We start from the raw sequence: 17,522 nt of genomic DNA on the forward strand, positions 1-17,522 counted from the left end.
AGTTGAGCATTCGAATAATTTAACCCCATCAAATATGAAAAAATGGCATTAAGTCTACAGATGAGATTTCGTTCTCAGGTTGACGGCTCTGACGATTAGATCGGGAGCCTAAAATCCTTCTTTATCGCCATGCTCAAACCGCAAATCCTCTCTGCTATGTAATGCCATGAAGCTAGATAAAAATAGCTACCAATGTTTTAATTAGGCTAGGGACAAAAAGGACAAATAAATGATAAGCATATCTCGTGATGATATAGCCTCAAGGAAACAAACCGCATTAAAACGCATTTTAATTTTACTCGGTATACTATGCATATTACTAATGAATCAAACAACAACGGCTGGCAATGGACTTTTCTTTAAGATTTTAGCCACGGGAATACCTGATAATCTGAGCATTACCTTATGCCTTAATGGCAAAGGACCGTTATCATGCCAAAACTACGCGGTCTCCGCGTTAAATTTAAATATAAGCACCACAATACCGAATCACGTGTATCCATCGGTTGGAATAAAGGTTAACAATCCTGGCTATTTCTTATCAGGCTGCACGCCAATTAGCAATGGATATTGTTTATTTTCTGCAAGCAATACGAAACCTGCAAATATAATCATTAACACTACCTACACGATAGCAGCAACTAGCGGTGCCAATGGTACAATAACCCCACAAGGATTTATAAAAATAAACGGAGGTGGTAGCCAACAATTTACAGCAACCCCTGCTGCAAATTATGGTGTTCATCAGTGGCTGCTTGATGGGGTGCCCGTTCAAACTGCAGGGAGTACCTATACGCTTTCTAATGTCACAGCCAATCATACGGTGGAGGTAACCTTCACTCAAGCAACCTTAACTCCCAATATCTCCTCTTTAGCCCTTTCAGTTCATTGTCCATCAGGACCAACATCTGGATGTGTTTATAGCAATCCAGCATTAACTGGTAGCTCACGACAGATAACGTTTACTAATCATGGAACCATTTCGGCAAACAATGTGTCGGTTGTATCGTCTGGATTTCCGTCAGGAACAAGCATTAGCTCATCCACTTGTAGCGGTACATTAAGGACTATGGATTCATGCATCATCACCATTACACCGGGTACTGTAGCATCCTCTGATTGTACAAGCGGTATCGCTCCAACCAGTGGTAGTGTCATGGTAACAGCAGATGAGGCCGTTAGTACTCTAGTAAATGTGATCGTGTTGAGTTATAGCTGTATTTATCAGAGTGGCTATCTGTATTCTGTTAACGATGAAACGCCAAATACAGGAAGTATTGGTGGGAAAGTTGTAACGATGAGCAATCAAGCAACAGAGAACTCCCCTGGAATTATTTGGAGCGCTAATAGCTTAGGCAATTACGATGGTGGTATAAGCATTTGGGGGATTGATGATACGTCCACTGTTAGCAGTCCCAGTCCCAATGCAAGCTCCACCGATCCAGCGACGAATTATCCAGGACAGTCTAATTGCAATGGGGCATCCGATGGAGCCTGTAATACGAAGAACATTAATATTTATTACAGCACAATTGCAACTCCGCCACCTCATTTATCCAGTTATGCTGCGGGACTATGTAAAGCAACCATTAATGATTATTCAGATTGGTATCTACCGGCAATTTGTGAAATGGGGCCTGATGCCGGTAGCCTCATTTGTACGTCTCCACCATTGATGCATCTTGAACAAAATATGGTCGATAATTTGCCTGTATTATTGGACAATTGCACCGGGGCAATGTGTTTGTCTGGGGAGTATTGGAGTTCTACTGAACTTTCGGGCAATCCGGTAGACATCGCATGGGCCGAGTGTTTTACCCCCAATGGAGGAAGTACACAATGTGTGGAAGGTAAGAATGAGACTTTGGGAGTTAGATGCTCTCGGGCTTTAACTTTTTAAGTGGCAAGGTGGTACTGTATTCGTCATGTAATGATGTCAGCTAAAGGACTGTAGCCTGAGGGATCGGAACCTGATTCGATCCCCGCTCACGGATTACGCCTCTCTCCATCCCGGCTACAATTTCCTCTTACGGTGACGCCATTAACTGTTCACGACCTCTCGCCACCTCGCAAACGAATACCGTTAGGCTCAATATCAATCTCCCCTCGCTTATACAGCTGACCAATTGCACTTTTAAAACTTTTCTTGCTTTCTTGAAATACTTGCTGAATTTCAAGAGAAGAGCTTTTATCATGCAAAGGCAGAAAGCCCCCTTTTTGCCGTAATTCAGTGATGATACGTTCGGCTAGATCATCAATACCACTTCGTCCTACTTTTCTTAAAACCACATCGATCTTCCCGTCTTCTCTAATGGATTTAATATAACCTCGTTCTCTTTTACCATAGCTTAGAGTCTGGAAAATATCTGCGGAATGAACTAATCCCCAATGCTGATTATTAATAATGACTTTATTTCCTAAGGGCGTCGTTTCAGCAATCAATAAATTCACTTCATCACCTGCTTTATAACGCGCAGGAGTCTTATCTAAAAAATAATCGATTTTAGAGCTAGCAATAATACGCCCTTTATTATCTTGCTTTGCATAGACAATATACGATTTGTCTTTTTGCAGGGGTTTATGCTGCTCTGGCTTCGGTACCAATAAATCCTTATCCAACCCCCAATCAAGAAAAGCGCCCACTGCATTGACATCAATCACTTTCAAAAAGGCACATTGGCCCATCATGAGACGAGGACGCTGAGTTGTTGCGATAATTTTATCTTCCGAGTCAAAATAAACAAAGACATCTAAAACATCATAGACTTGCGTTCCTTTAGGAACAAATTTACTGGGCAACAAAATTTCGCCCCAATCATCACCATCCAGATAAACACCAAACGGCACCGTCTTTATTACTTCTAATTTATTAAACTGCCCTATTTTAATCATTGATCGACTCATTTTTTATTGTAGTCCAGCATAATACGCATCACTACTAAATATGCAATAGACTTACTTCCATTCTCCGGGCATCCAAGAACCATGCAAGCCATTGGGGATGCGGCGAGGCATTTTAATACGGGCAAAATTGATGCGTTAATGTATCCCGGTCTTCCCTAATACGTGGGAACTCGACCAGTCTATCATCCAAAGTAGTATGGCTTAGCGTTCCTTTATCTAAATCAATAACCGTACGATTTAAACAAGGTGGCACGCCCTCTTTATTTTTTCTGCGATAAGCAGCACCACTTTTTCATGCCAGACATAATCAATAATAAGCTTATTGTCCTGTTCATAAGCATTAGCAAAATGAAATGCAAAAGTTGACATTCTTAGTTTTTACTATGCAAAGAACAATTACAAAACAATTAATTATTTAGTAAATCCTTAATATTTCATTAAGTTTATATTGGTAACATATACTATTTAATAAAATGAGTTGGTGGAAAATGCCTGATAAAATATTTGATATAGTTTCTTCTACGATTGATCAAGATCAATTCAACGTAGCCACTCAATGGGCTAAGACTTTTCTACATACCCCAGATAATGATTTAGCTTCTAATATGACCCAATTGCTAATGGCTTGCGTGGCCAAAGGTGATTTTAAAACTCGACCTTATATGTCTACATCAAGCGAGTTGCGCGCTCCATCTGATCAATTAACCATTGCCGATTATTTATCTCATGCCAGTCGTATTATCATCGATTATAACTTTTTATCAGAAGTGAATACACAAGAATTATTGAGTTATTTTCCTGAGGCAAGCGAAACAAATGGTGTTTTTTCACGCTCAGCGACCCATAATGTCAATCAGGTTAAGGAAAAAGTTGTAGAAGGGAAAGGCGTATTGATTGGCGTCACAGGCCAATTGCCCTCCATAATAAAAACACCGCGTGATTTTGGTCTTAATATTGCCATGGGTGGTACTGGACAAGACAATTTCTATGGTAAAAAGATTTCTGCTAATGGTTTTAGCGGTCATTTTTATTACCATCGCAACACCGAACATAAATTACTTCTTGCTGGTCTTGAGCAAAGTGCTCCCGCTGCTTCAGCTTTAGAGTTGTTCACAGGGGGTAGAAAATATTCCGAAGACGAACAACAAGGCCATGATCAATTTGGCCAAGGCCACTCATTAACGGGTGCCTCCGATACATATACTGCAGCGGGTTCCTTATATTTTAGTAATCCACTGTATCAAGCAAAACTTCTACTAGAAAAAGGTGTTTTTCCTCCAGATAAATACGGAGCGATGCAAGTCACGATTACTGATGAGAATTGGCCGTTTATTAAAGATTTTTTTAAGAGTCTAAAAACTACAGTCCAAGAAGGTAATCAAGAGGCAGTAGTACAACAGTTGTTAGAAAGACCTGTAACTGCAGAGAATACTAAAGGGGAGTGTTCTAGCTATGTAGCGATTGATTTTGGTGCTTATTTAAAGCAAGTCTACAAGGTATTGGTTGATGGTAGCGAACTACCTGAAAATGAAAAATTAACGTTTGCAACCATGCAAGAAGAATTATTGGTTTTGATTAAAAAATTACAAATTGGTAATGTAAAAGCTCTCCCTGAATTTGAGACCCTAATTAGTAAAATAATGGCAGTAGAGAATATACCTGAGGCCTATAAGATAGCTCTTATTCGCATAAACGACTTATTTAAATTGCAACTAATGATTGATCCTGAATTAAAAAATACTCAAGTCAATCGTCAATACCAATTTGGTGATATGACCTGGGGCATGTTGGGTAGAGTGAATCAAATGGTTAATGGCGCACAAATTCAAGAAGAGGGTGTTGAAGATCTAAAAGAATATGAATTTGGTGATATTACCTGGGGACTATTAAATAGGATAAGTCAACGCGTTAATGACAAAGAAGAATATCAATTTGGTGATGTTACTTTGGGCCTATTAACAAACATCAATCAACGAGTTACCGGCAAACAAGATTATCAGTTTGGTGACATTACTTGGGGCTTATTGGGATGGGGACAGCCTGCTAATCAACCCTCAACTCAAAACCAAGAGTCAGATCCAACTCAATCGAGTGGTTACCGTTTTGGTGATTTAACACGATATATGCTCAGTGGTTCAGACAAAGCCCCTGTGCAAGTCCCCAGTGAAAAAGCTCCCCAACCAACAACAGAATATAAATTTGGGGATTATACTCGAAGCTTGATATGGGGATCTAATAAGAGCACAGTAATTCAACAACCTAAAGATGAGAGTAAAAAGGACGATACTGATTCTTTTGAACCATCCAGTCAAATATAAAAGCACATACTCGGTAACGCGGTAGGTTGGGCTAAACAAAGTGCGGCCCAACCTACTTATACAGGAATACCATTCTGTAATTTTACGACTCCATTAGAGTTCGCTGTTATTCGATGACCTGGTACAATAAATCCTGCAAGATTTAAAGGATCTACAGCTGAAATAGTAACTACATCTTGAGTAGTTTCTTTTTTCTTAATGGCCCGTAAACTGTCAATAGCTACAGGTAAAGCAAACTGCTCTCCTAAGAAACCATCAACAAAACGCCCTCCCCTAATCTCCCCCTTATCTTCTAAACGCCTAAAGCCAATGAGCAAATCACGCCAACGTGGAATATTTTTTTCTCTAACTAACAGATCGCGGAATACAACGCCATATCGTCTTAACAGTAATTGACACATCGCCTCAATGTACTCATTAGTATCGTTCATAGGTACAGTCTTTAATAGCGCCCAACGTCCGGCACTGTATAAAGGAGAAGCTCCTGGCCGTCTCCTTTTCCGCACTAACCGTCGTCGAGGATCAATAAGCGAACGCAAATTATCAAAAGCATCGGCGGTGACTAAACCAGCAGCAACCAGTTCCCACAAGCCCATTTCTACCTCTGATTTCAATAGGCCTACTTCATACACCATATCGTTAAAAAATGATGCGCCGTTTTGTTGCAGATAAACAGCAATTTTTTCTGCCCTATGACTTAAATAATGCAAATTCTTTTCTTTCATCGGCGTATGATGCTTTGCTAACCAGGATAATGAATCACGTAAGAAAAAAGTAATAGGTATAATACTAGTCGGTGTCACTCTCTTTACCACATCAGGCTCAGCATCCTGCGTTGGTTCAGTATTCATTAAAGAAAGCCTGCCCCACCCAATAATCCCCATTAAACACAATTTATCGAGCAATTGTGGATCATAATGAACTAAACGCTTAGCAAAAATCGCAGACTCCCAAGCTTTAGCAGGAATTTCAAATCCCTGTAATTGCTCAATAATGCTTAAAAGTCCTTGCTCTCCTGTTAATTGCGTTCCAGGAGTCAAATGCTGCCAATTTAATAACCAACGAACAAATTGAGCAGGAGTGACCGGTTCAATTTCTTTACGTAGTCGTCCTAAAGTAAGTTGATGGATGCGAGCCAATAACCGACGGTCACACCATTCCTGCTCATCCACATTATTAAATGAACCACGTAAAATAACGCCAGCGGCTTCCAACCGCAATAAAGCTTGTTCCACATTAGAAGAAGGTATAGATAACATATCACTCAGTGCATTACTGGTGGTAGGTCCCAAATGTGCCATCCAGTTTTGTATCATTTTAAAAATACACTCCTCTTGCTCTAAGGAGTGTTCTTCTATTTCTTGTAATTGCTGATTTAAAATGGCATTTGGATAAATCAGGGAAAAGGTTTTTGCTTTTTCAACGGAATACCAAAATTCTTGATTATTGATATTTGCTGTACCTGCTCGTCGTTGAATCATTAAGTCTTCTAAAAAAGGCAGCCAAAGCGTTATAGACTCTTGGTATTCAGAATAGCTGGCAGGAAAAGCAACTAATGTTTGTAAGGTATCGTGTAACTCATCTGCATTTCTCACATCAGGCCATGCCTGTTGCGTCACTGTTTTAATTGCTTCAGGATCTAGCTTACCCAGATTTTGCAATAGATTACTGGGCAACATACGGCGCATTTCGACAGCACGAGCACGTCGCTCCTCCAAAGGAGCATCATCTAAAAAGGCATAGGGATTGGCATTTAAAATTTCGTGTGAAAAAACTGAAGGAGTAGGTGTATCAATGGCAATACATTGAATTTTCTTATTTTTTATTGCCTTGAGTAATGCAATCAATCCTTCAAAATCTAGTGCTTCGGTTAAACAATCCTTCATGGTTTCATTAATCAAAGGATGATCGGGAGGGATTATATCCTGACCAAACAGATTATCCTGACAAGCAGCAGCATCAGGGAACACTGCAGCCAACAAATCTTCAGAGCGCATACGCAAAATATTCGGTGGTACTTTTTTGCCATTACGAAAACGCACTAAAGCCAAAGAACGTCCCGCATCCCAACGCCAACGAGTGGTAAACAATGGAGATTGCAATACCGCCTGAACTAATACTTCTTTGATAGTATTGGGATGCAAAAAATGAAATACATCAGCCAAGGGAAAGCTATGTTGCTCCGTCAACGAGATGTTGATGCCATTATCCGTTGCTGCGGCCTGTAGTTCAAAATTGAAATTGCGACAAAAACATTTACGTAAAGCCAAGCCCCAAGCTTTATTAATACGAGCACCAAAAGGGGCATGAATAATAAGCTGCATGCCGCCGGACTCATCAAAGAACCGCTCGGCTATAATTGTTTTTTGCGTAGGAACAGCGCCTAAAATCGCTCTACCCTGCATTATGTAGTCAATAAACTGTTCTGCTCCGATGTTATCTAGCTCACAGTTCTCGCTTAACCAACGTAGCACTTCCTGAGCCAAAGGATTATCTTTTAAAGACTCTATAGGTGAGTAATCAAATGGCAGTTTATTGCTAACAAGTTGACGTAAATCAGCAATAGTCCGTGATAGCTCATCGGTTCTAGCTGGCGCCTCCCCACGCCAAAAAGGTACGCTAGGAGGAGAACCATGAGCATCCTCTACAATGACACGCCCCGTGGCACTTTCAATACGACGGATATTCCAGGAGGTACTACCTAATAAAATAATGTCCCCTCGGTTACTTTCAACGGCAAAATCCTCATCTAAGGTTCCTACTGTAACCTGAGCAGGTTCAGCTATGACCGTAAACAAACCATTTTCCGGTATGGCACCACCACTGGTAATCGCAGTAAGTCGACTGCCACGTCGCGCTTTTATTATTCCATTAATACGATCCCTAAATAGATAAGCCCCATAACGTCCGCGTGACGCAGCAATCCCTTCAGAAAGCATTTCAATAAGGGAGTTAAATGTTTCTTGTGTCAGATCTTTATAGGGGAATCCTCTTTTTACCAACTTAAATAAATCGTCCTCATACCAATCATTGGTAGCACAGCTAGCAACTATTTGCTGCGCTAAGATATCTAAAGGTTCATGGGGGATAATTAATTGATCTAAATCACCTTGTTTAATGGCATACACCAATGCAGCGCACTCTACTAGTTCATCGCGCGTAGTGGCAAAAATGCAGCCTTTAGAAATGGCCCCATGCCAATGACCAGCTCGCCCCACCCTTTGCAGCATCACTGAAATAGAACGAGGCGAACCTAATTGACAGACTAAATCCACAGTCCCAATATCAATTCCTAACTCTAAAGAAGCAGTAGCGACTAGAGCTTTTAACTCTCCATTTTTTAATTTGGTTTCTGCAGACAATCTTAATTTTCTTGATAGACTGCCATGATGGGCCACTACTTGATCTTGGCCTAGGCGTTCAGCAAGATGATGAGCAGCCCTTTCTGCTACTCTGCGTGTATTGGCAAAAATTAAGGTTGTTCGATTTTGCTGTGCAAGCTCAGCAATACGATCATAAATTTCATCCCATTGGTTGTTAGAGGCTACGGCCCCCAATTCGCTCTTTGGTACCTCCACCGAAAGCTGTAAATGCTTGGCGTGACCAATATCAATAATCATAGGCAATGGCCGTTCATTGCCCACCAAAAAATGGGCAATAAGCTCCATAGGTTTTTGTGTAGCAGATAAGCCAATACGCACAAGCGGTTTCATGGTAATTGCTTCTAAACGCTCTAAAGATAAAGAAAGGTGTGCACCACGCTTATCATTAGCTATGGCATGAATCTCATCAACAATAACCGTTTTGACGCTACGTAACATGTCGCGACTTTTCTCAGCAGTGAGTAAAATATATAAAGACTCAGGCGTAGTCACTAAGATATGTGGTGGCTTTTTTACCATAGCGACACGTTCTTTGGCTGCAGTATCCCCAGTGCGTACAGCGACATCGATGGAAAGCATGTTAATGCCTCGGCTTGCAGCAAGTTGTTGAATGGCTGCGAGCGGTTGCATCAGATTTTTTTGAACGTCGGTACTGACTGCCTTTAAAGGGGATACATAGAGCACTTCAGTTTCGTCAGTTAAAGTACCGGCTATCGCTTTTCTAACTAAGTGATCAATACAAATTAAAAAAGCAGCGAACGTTTTTCCCGAACCAGTTGGTGCGGATATAAGGGTACTCTTATCCGCTAATATGTGAGGCCAGCCCAAACGTTGCGGCTCAGTGGGGTAACCAATATTGTTGAGAAACCATTCACTGACCAACGGATGCGCCCAGGAAAAACTCTCTTCAATAGTATCAGGAAGCATAATTTATTTTAAAATGTTTAATTTTAATTATACATCATACCCACCGGCTACCGCATTATAGACCTGCACAATGCTGTCGAGTAACTGTGCTTTTTCCTGAACTAGACTTAAGCGATTTCTATCAAGATTAATTTTCGCATTCACCACATTACGATAGTCTTTTGCGCCTGCTTCATATTGAGTCAGCACAATAGAGTATGTTTTTTTTGCGGCAAGGTACGCTTTATAGGTTTGCAAATAAGCGACTCTATCTTTTTGTTCATTAGTCAAATTGTTATCCACATCAGCAAATACGGAGCGCAATGTTTGAATATATTCATAATACAGTGCAGAAAAGCCCGCTTTAGCGGCTTTTATATCTTGGTAAGCACTAGCATTGAATAACTTCGTCGTAGCCGTTGCCTGATCCACCCATAAATTAGTGCTTAACTTCAAAAGATTAGCTAAATCGACAGATGAATGACCGAATAAACCAGTTAGGGAAATGGTAGGAAAAAATGCGGAATAACTGACACCTACTTTGGCATAAGCCGATTTAACATTATTTAAGGCAATAATAACGTCTGGACGATTTTTTAAAATTGAAGAAGGTAAGTTTTTTGGAATAAGATGATTAATATTGAGCGCAAGCAAGGAGTTGCGAGTCACAATAGGACCAGGATTTTGATTCAATAAAAGACGAATGGTATTTTCAGTTTGCACTACTACTTTTTCAATTTGCGGTACTTTAGTTTCCTCTTGGGCTATATCCTGCTCAATACTAGTAACGGTTTCAATGTCACTGATTCCACTTTTGTAACGAACTTGTTCGAGTTTGCGTAATTCCTGTAAATCTTTAACAAGGGTTTTTTCTAATTTTAATTGCTCTCGCTGACTCAAAAGCATGAAATACGAACCACTCATTTGGCTAATAATTCCTAATTTAGTTGCCTGAGCTTGAGCTTGTTCAATAGCTAATGAAGCCTTTGCTGCTTTAATTGTTGCAATATTATTTAAGATATTAACCGAATATCTCGGAACAAAACCAGAATAATAGCCATGAAACCTCAAGTTAGAAATATTAGAAAAAAGCGAACTAGTAGCAAGTGGGCCTGTTGGGTTGATATGGGTATGCCAGGTGGTGCCCGAAAAACCATTAGCCGATCCATCCAATGTAGGAATCCAAGCATATTGAGCGGATTTTAATTGTGCTTGGGCTTGTTTAATCGTCGCATTCGCACTTTTGATTTGATTATTACAGGATAGCGCCTCCATAATAAGCTGATTCAGCTGCGGATCATGAAGTTTTTTCCACCAAGCAACACGACTTAAATCCTCTTTATTGTCTCTATACTTTACCCCATTACGTGTTTGTGTAGGGTAGTTTACTTTTCTGTCTGGCGTCAGGCAGTTTTTACAACATCCGCCAACAAGCAGGATGAGTAAAAAAAATAATAGCAATAAATAGTTTTTCTTTAGTTTCATAAGTATTAATCAAGTGTCGTTCTAAATATTTTTCCAGCCAATATCATTAAAACAAATGCAATCAGTAAAATTGGTATAATATTGGGCACGATTTGTCCTAAGGTATTACCTTTTAATAAAATTCCACGCGAGATACGGGTAAAATAAGTCATAGGCATACAATAACCTAATAATTGAGCCCATTTAGGCATGCCAAAGAACGAAAAGATATAACCGGATAAAAACATAGAAGGCAATTGGTAAAAAACACTTAGTTGCATGGCCTGCATAGGCGTTCTTGCTATAGTGGAGTAAATCATTCCTACCATTAAATTGGCAATAATAAAAGGAGCTGCGGCAAGATACAGCAATAAAATGCTTCCTTGTATAGGAATCGAAATAAGTAGCCTACCAAAAATTATAATGCTTGTAAGCTGTAAATAACCTAAAACAATATAAGGGATCACTTTACCAAGGATAATTTCTAGAGGCTTTAAGGGAGTAGATAATAATAGCTCCATGGTACCTGATTCTTTTTCTGAAGTAATCGCCGTTGAAGTCAGCATCACCATAGTTAGAGTGAGTAAGACTCCAATTAATCCAGGAATAATATTATAAGCACTAACGTTAGCTTCATTGTACAATCGATGAGTGGTTAGATTAACAGTACGTTTGGGGATAACAGGCGAGGCATAACCTAAACCCTCTTGATTAAATTTGTTTAAGGCTTGATTTAATATGGGGAGTGAGTTGCCTAATGCACTCGCGCTACTGCCTGGATCTGAACCATCAATCTCGACTAACAGTTGCGGGTTTTCATTACGAATGTATTTACGTGTAAAATCAGGGGGTATGGTATAGGCAAGATTAATAGATCCACTCGCAAAATCTTGATTCTTTTTATGCTCATTTCCTGAGGTATCCACCACTTTAAAATATCCTGACGCCTCAAGCGAACTAATAAAACTTCGTGTTAATGGCGAATGATCATAGCTAATAATAGTGGTTGGCAAATGTTTAGGATCAAAATCGATAGCAAATCCAAAGAGGATAAGCAACAAAACCGGCAACACCACTAACATAGCGATGGTTCCTCTATCATGAACAATCAGAATGAACTCTTTACGCATTAGCCCCAACAAACGGGTTATTGATATCCCGAAGAAATGCAAGCGTTTATGGTTCATGGTATCAATCCAATAAAAACCTCTTCAAAAGAGGGAGAAACGGCTTTAAAAGATAAGTGATGTTGCTCTTTCCTCAGTTGATCTAATACCTCCTGATTTCGCGATGAAATTCGCAGGTCATTATTAACAATAGAAGTTTGTAGTTGAGGAAATGACTTATGAATGAGTTCAATAACCCTATTCTGCTCTTTTTGATCACCTTCTAATACATAGGCCTTGACTTGCGAGTGAGGGATTAAATCTTTTGTCGTCCCGGAATACAATAAATTCCCTAAATTAATGTACGCAAGATGGGTGCATTTTTCTGCTTCGTCCATATAGTGGGTAGTCACCAAAATAGTAGTTCCATTCTTCATCGCAATTCGGTGTAAATAATCCCAAAACTCTTTTCGTGCCTTAGGATCTATCCCCGCAGTAGGCTCATCCAAAAATAATAATTGAGGTTGATGCAGTATACAGCATGCTAAAGTTAAACGCTGTTTCCACCCTCCAGATAAATTACCCGCTTGAATAGAACGATAAGGTTCTAACTCTAAATCATGAATCATTGTTTCTATAGCTTGAGATGCATTAGGAACTTCAAAAATATCAGCAACAAAACGCAGGTTTTGATATACAGTTAACCCCTTATAAAAACTAAATTGTTGCGGCATATATCCCACATGCTTTTTTATCTCATCACTTTGAGTTCTAATGTCATAGCCTAAACAAAGCCCTTCTCCATCAGTGGGCGTTAAAAGTCCACACATCATGCGAATGGTTGTTGTCTTACCACTACCATTGGAGCCAAGAAAGCCAAATATAGATCCCTTTTTTACTTGCAAAGAAAGATTATTCACTGCAATACGTTCATTGAATTTTTTAGTTAATCCTTTAACATCAATAGCAAAATCACTCATGCTATTAATTCCAAAGTCACTGGTTGTCCAAGATGTATTTTCTCCAAGTCAGGAGAGTCAATTTTGGCTTCAATTCTAAAAACCAAGCGCGAACTCTCTTCACGGGAATAAATAATGGGCGGCGTATATTCAGCAATATTAGAGATATAGAAAATATGTCCTTGAGCTAATTCAATATTCTTATCCGTTTTGATTTTCACCTGCTCATTAATCCTCAATTGGCTCAGTTTTTCTTCCGGTATGAAAAATATGGCTTTAATATTATTTTTCGTCACTAATGAAAGCACAGGATAACTGGACTGCACAAATTCGCCTTTGGTGTAATAGGTATCAAATACAATGCCAAACTCAGGGGCAAAGTTCTCTTTACGAGTCACTTTCCATTTTTTATCATCGGTATCCACTTGGCTATTTTTTATTTTAACATCTACATCAGCAAGCTGTTGTTTTGAAACATCTAAATCTCTACGAGCTGCATCTAGGTCATTTTGACTTGCCGCATTTTTTTGGCGCATCCCTAAAATACGGCGATAATTGATATCATTGTAATTCAGCTGAGCTAAAATCTGTTGGCGCTGAGCCAACAAATCCTTACTGTTTAGCTGACTCATTTCCACATCATACAGCTCACTCGTTTGCTCTAATTTAAATAGAAACTGGTTATTCTGAACGACTTGCCCTTTCTGTACGGCTAGATCTATCAAACGCCCACCAAAATCCGCAGATAAATAAACAAGCTGCGCATCAATATAACCGTTAAAGGGCTTATTCTCTTTTTTACAGCCCATCAAGAGTAAAATAGTAACCCCAATGAACATTAGTTTAGGCATGTCAGACCATCCATAGGTTTTTCCTTCCGGCTCTTTAATACGACAAGATTCTTTTTCTTTATTCTCCAAAAATAAGAAAGAGAGTCAAAATATGATGAGAATTACTCAATACTCAATTGAAATCAAGAGATTAAAAAAAATTTATAGTTATGGACAAAACTCAACTTATAGTAAACGTCTGTGTCGGATAAGATCGCGGCCTGGATGCAGCGTTAGCGCTATCTCGAGCTGAGGTATCCCCACCAATTTTGATTAAAGATCGAATTACCGTGGCTTGACCACGGTATCTACAAGAGGGGTAATGGTTAGTTTAAGCCCAAGAAATAGACTCGATTAAATTTCTTTTTTAACCACTTCATTGAGGAAATAGAGGTGATTTAATAATGCAACGTGGGGATACCGTGGTCAAGCCACGGTAATTCGAGAGAAGTTATAATTCTGTAGGGATACCTCAGATCGCGAGGCCTTGGGACGTTTGACCAAAGACTTCGAGACGACATAAATGCCTCCTCAGTCCGAACGGTTCATGATCATGATTGAGTCTTAACTTAATGGTAGTGAGGATTAGAGAGCGGAGAAATCGACCTCATTATCTAAATATCACCGCTCTGCAAAATCTTAACGCCTTGTTGTGTCAGCTCTTTTTTAATTTCTTGAAAAGCGGTTTTATCAAGAGGTTGGGTGGCATCTTCAATCAAGAAGCAGTCAAACTCTTCTGTCAAAGCATCTTTAATGGTGAAGTAAACGCAGATGTCAGCACATAAACCACAAAAATAAAGTGTTGTCGCTTTTTTTTCGCGCAAAAAACCAGCTAATCCTGTGCTTTTTTGATGTGCGTTGTCATAAAATCCGCTATAACTATCAATCTCGGGATTTGTACCTTTTCTAAAAATAGCTTCTATGGATCTGGTTTCAAGGTTTCGATGAAATGCGGCACCAACAGTTCCTTGTACGCAATGATCGGGCCAAAGTGTTTGTTCTACGCCGTTCAGCTTTATTTTGTCAAAAGGCTTTTTGTCTTTATAATTAGAAGCGAAGCTTTTGTGATTTGCCGGGTGCCAATCTTGGGTAGCAACCACTAAATCAAACTTGGGCAGGAGCCTATTAATAACAGGAATAATTAAATCCCCATCTTCCACGGGTAATGAACCGCCTGGCATGAAATCATTTTGTGTATCTACAATAACTAATACGTTCACTAAACTATCCTTTGAGATTCTTTTATTAACTGAACACGTTGCTTATTAAGCTGTTCACTTAAGCCCACTAGATAATGCTTAGGATTGATAATCTGCTTATACCCCATTGGTAAACTATTCAAACGCTGTTGACAGTATTGCGCACTTTCCTTCAATGTCTTAGATGAAATCGAACGCAATCCTTGTTGCATTACTTCATGTAATAGAGGTTCTTGCTTATAAAATTGCAATTCAAAAGACTGTAAGGAGTCAAAAGGAGAATACAGTTTATTTGTTGCTTGCTCATCAAATAAAGTAATTACATCGGCCCCCCCAAATAGACCTTCACGTTCAAAAACTCGATGTACCTGCTTTTTATACGGTAAAGAGATTTTACTTGGTGTTTCTGACAATTTAATACGTGGCTTATCATAAGCTACTGCGAGTTTATATACACCATCTAAAGCCGCATCGGGCCAACCTACAGCAAGACTAGTGCCTACGCCAAATACATCAATAGGTGCTCGTTGCTCCATAAGGCTGATAATCGCATATTCATCTAATTGATTAGAAACGATGATCTTCACCTCATTTAAGCCGGCGTCGTTAAGCATATGGCGTGCTTGTTTTGCTAAAGAAGCGAGATCGCCACTATCTAAGCGAATACCATACAGTTGATGTCCTTGTGCTTCCATTTCTTTGCCTACTTTAATCGCATTGGGTATGCCACTTTCTATAGTATTATAGGTATCAACCAATAACACACAACGATTAGGCCAATGCTTGGCAAAGTCACGAAAGGCGGACAATTCATTATCATAGCTTTGCACAAAAGAATGAGCCATTGTTCCAGAAATGGGAATATGATAATCACGGCCAGCACGAACATTACTCGTCGCATCAAATCCACCAACAATTGCTGCTCGACTGGCACAATATCCCCCTGCCCCCTGAGCTCTTCGCAAGCCAAAATCAATAAGTAACTTATCCCCTGCTACATGACGAATACGACTTGCTTTCGTCGCTATAAGTGTTTGAAAATTTAATATATTTAAAATCAGCGTTTCAATAAGCTGTGCTTCAATCAGATTGGCTTCTACACTTAAAATCGGTGATGTTGGAAATACAATCTCCCCTTCTAGGCAAGAATAGATAGTTCCTTGAAAACGAAAATTTTTAAGGTAATTAAGAAAATCTGCATTAAATCCCTGGCTTGCTAAAAACTCTATATCTAATGGATCAAAATGAAAGTTCTCTAATACTTCTAACACATCTTCTAATCCAGAGAAAACAGCGTATCCACCATCGAAAGGCAATTTTCTAAAAAAATAATCAAAAACGGCACTGTGATTTTTTTGTCCCTTTAAAAAATAAACTTGAGCCATAGTCAGTTGATAGGCATCAGTATAGGTACCAGTATAGTCAATCAGTCCACGTTTATTCATTTGAGCTCCTCTATAACCATTCGGCTCTATCTTATTTTTATAAGCAGTTATTTTTAAGCCCATGAACAATAACCTAGACAAGGACTATCTTCAATTATTTTTATGGTTTAGAGTCCTATCAGTTTGATTTGGCAGCGATTATCGATCAATTTAAAATCACTTACTTCTTCATTTTTGCTATACTCTGAATAATTAGTAACGGGCGCAAAATTAAATAAAGACTATTAGAAAACGGTTCTGAGTATCAGTCATGGAGAAATCATGCGTATTTTTATCTTAAAACCAATCGTGCTCCTATTATGCTCACAAATATTACCCCTTTGCAGTTATGCAGAATTTGTTGTTGAACCAAATTCAAAATTAACCGTAGATAAATCGTGCATCACCAGTGGAAAAAACAATTTAAGAGTTAAATTTCCCAATATCACGGAAGAAGATGCCCAATATATTTCAATTTATGCCTGTTTTTGTGCTTATAAAGCCTCACAAAAAAGCACTCTTCCTATTGAAGCAACTGATTTTAGAAATGCAAAAAATTGCGTTCATTATGGCGTATTAAGAAATGCGATAAGAGACAGAGCTCAATCAAGCACGGAAGAAAATACTGACGGTGAGAAAATAAGAAATGCTTGTCTTTCTGGTTTTCCATATGATTTAGCTGATGATAGCATGAAAGATGAAGTCTCTAATTTTTGTAAGTGTGCCGCAATACCTACTGAAAAAATTTATGAAAAAATAACTTCTTTAAAATTAAATGAAGAGCAAATTAGCGAGCAGTTAATAGATGTGATCAATTCTTGTCGTTATAGTCTTTAATGCCCCATAGTGTTCCCTTCCCCCTCGCCCCGAAAGGAGTTTTGCGTAAAAAAGATACTAAAACCGCAAGAAAGGGTTAGGGAAAGAGCCATAGAAAGGTATTTTGACCTTAGTCCTCCCCTACGGTTACTTTCTAACCAGAGAACACGATCTACGCTACAAAGGCTCAAATTGACGCCATTGAAAACTCAT

Annotated in this window: 11 protein-coding genes; 3 read left to right on the plus strand and 8 right to left on the minus strand. The window is 39.2% G+C overall.

From position 1 onward, the window contains the following. Positions 1-229: 229 nt before the first annotated feature. Positions 230-1,900, plus strand: coding sequence for an InlB B-repeat-containing protein (locus tag LFA_RS08185; protein WP_052673904.1), 1,671 nt, complete (start codon positions 230-232; stop codon positions 1,898-1,900). A gap of 149 nt (positions 1,901-2,049) precedes the next feature. On the opposite strand, the gene LFA_RS08190 is transcribed toward LFA_RS08185, so the two are convergent. Beyond that, positions 2,050-2,892, minus strand: a complete 843-nt coding sequence (locus LFA_RS08190; protein WP_045095758.1) for a CvfB family protein — start codon at positions 2,890-2,892, stop codon at positions 2,050-2,052. Between the two features lie 500 nt (positions 2,893-3,392). On the opposite strand from LFA_RS08190, the gene LFA_RS08195 reads away from it, so the two are divergent. Next, positions 3,393-5,222 (plus strand): hypothetical protein, encoded by a 1,830-nt coding sequence (locus tag LFA_RS08195; RefSeq protein WP_052673905.1) that lies wholly within the window; start codon positions 3,393-3,395, stop codon positions 5,220-5,222. A 56-nt stretch (positions 5,223-5,278) separates the two neighbouring features. Here LFA_RS08195 and LFA_RS08200 read toward each other — a convergent pair whose 3' ends face one another. From LFA_RS08200 to LFA_RS08230, 7 genes are all read right to left on the minus strand, one after another. Continuing rightward, the gene (locus LFA_RS08200; RefSeq protein WP_045095759.1) at positions 5,279-9,532 is read right to left on the minus strand and encodes a DEAD/DEAH box helicase; all 4,254 of its coding nucleotides are present in this window, start codon (positions 9,530-9,532) and stop codon (positions 5,279-5,281) included. Between the two features lie 27 nt (positions 9,533-9,559). After that, positions 9,560-10,996 carry a TolC family protein gene (locus LFA_RS08205; RefSeq protein WP_045095760.1) on the minus strand — a complete coding sequence of 479 codons (1,437 nt, stop codon included), beginning with the start codon at positions 10,994-10,996 and terminating at the stop codon, positions 9,560-9,562. 5 nt (positions 10,997-11,001) lie between these two features. Beyond that, the gene (locus tag LFA_RS08210) at positions 11,002-12,162 is read right to left on the minus strand and encodes an ABC transporter permease (RefSeq protein ID WP_045095761.1); all 1,161 of its coding nucleotides are present in this window, start codon (positions 12,160-12,162) and stop codon (positions 11,002-11,004) included. Continuing rightward, positions 12,159-13,061 carry an ABC transporter ATP-binding protein gene (locus LFA_RS08215; RefSeq protein ID WP_045095762.1) on the minus strand — a complete coding sequence of 301 codons (903 nt, stop codon included), beginning with the start codon at positions 13,059-13,061 and terminating at the stop codon, positions 12,159-12,161. The genes LFA_RS08210 and LFA_RS08215 overlap by 4 nt, the downstream gene beginning before the upstream one ends. Beyond that, entirely contained in the window at positions 13,058-13,891 is an 834-nt protein-coding gene (locus LFA_RS08220; RefSeq protein ID WP_045095763.1) for an HlyD family secretion protein, read from the minus strand. Before LFA_RS08220 ends, LFA_RS08215 begins: the two co-directional genes overlap by 4 nt. Before the next feature lie 593 nt (positions 13,892-14,484). After that, complete coding sequence (gene pncA / locus LFA_RS08225) at positions 14,485-15,090, minus strand: bifunctional nicotinamidase/pyrazinamidase (RefSeq protein WP_157010324.1); 606 nt, start codon at positions 15,088-15,090, stop codon at positions 14,485-14,487. Continuing rightward, positions 15,090-16,499, minus strand: a complete 1,410-nt coding sequence (locus LFA_RS08230) for a nicotinate phosphoribosyltransferase (protein WP_045097501.1) — start codon at positions 16,497-16,499, stop codon at positions 15,090-15,092. The genes pncA and LFA_RS08230 overlap by 1 nt, the downstream gene beginning before the upstream one ends. Positions 16,500-16,775: 276 nt before the next feature. Between LFA_RS08230 and LFA_RS08235 the strand changes: the two genes are divergently transcribed. Further along, the gene (locus LFA_RS08235) at positions 16,776-17,330 is read left to right on the plus strand and encodes a hypothetical protein (RefSeq protein ID WP_045095764.1); all 555 of its coding nucleotides are present in this window, start codon (positions 16,776-16,778) and stop codon (positions 17,328-17,330) included. The last annotated feature ends 192 nt before the right edge of the window (positions 17,331-17,522 follow it).

Source organism: Legionella fallonii LLAP-10, from assembly GCF_000953135.1.
Taxonomy (GTDB): domain Bacteria; phylum Pseudomonadota; class Gammaproteobacteria; order Legionellales; family Legionellaceae; genus Legionella; species Legionella fallonii.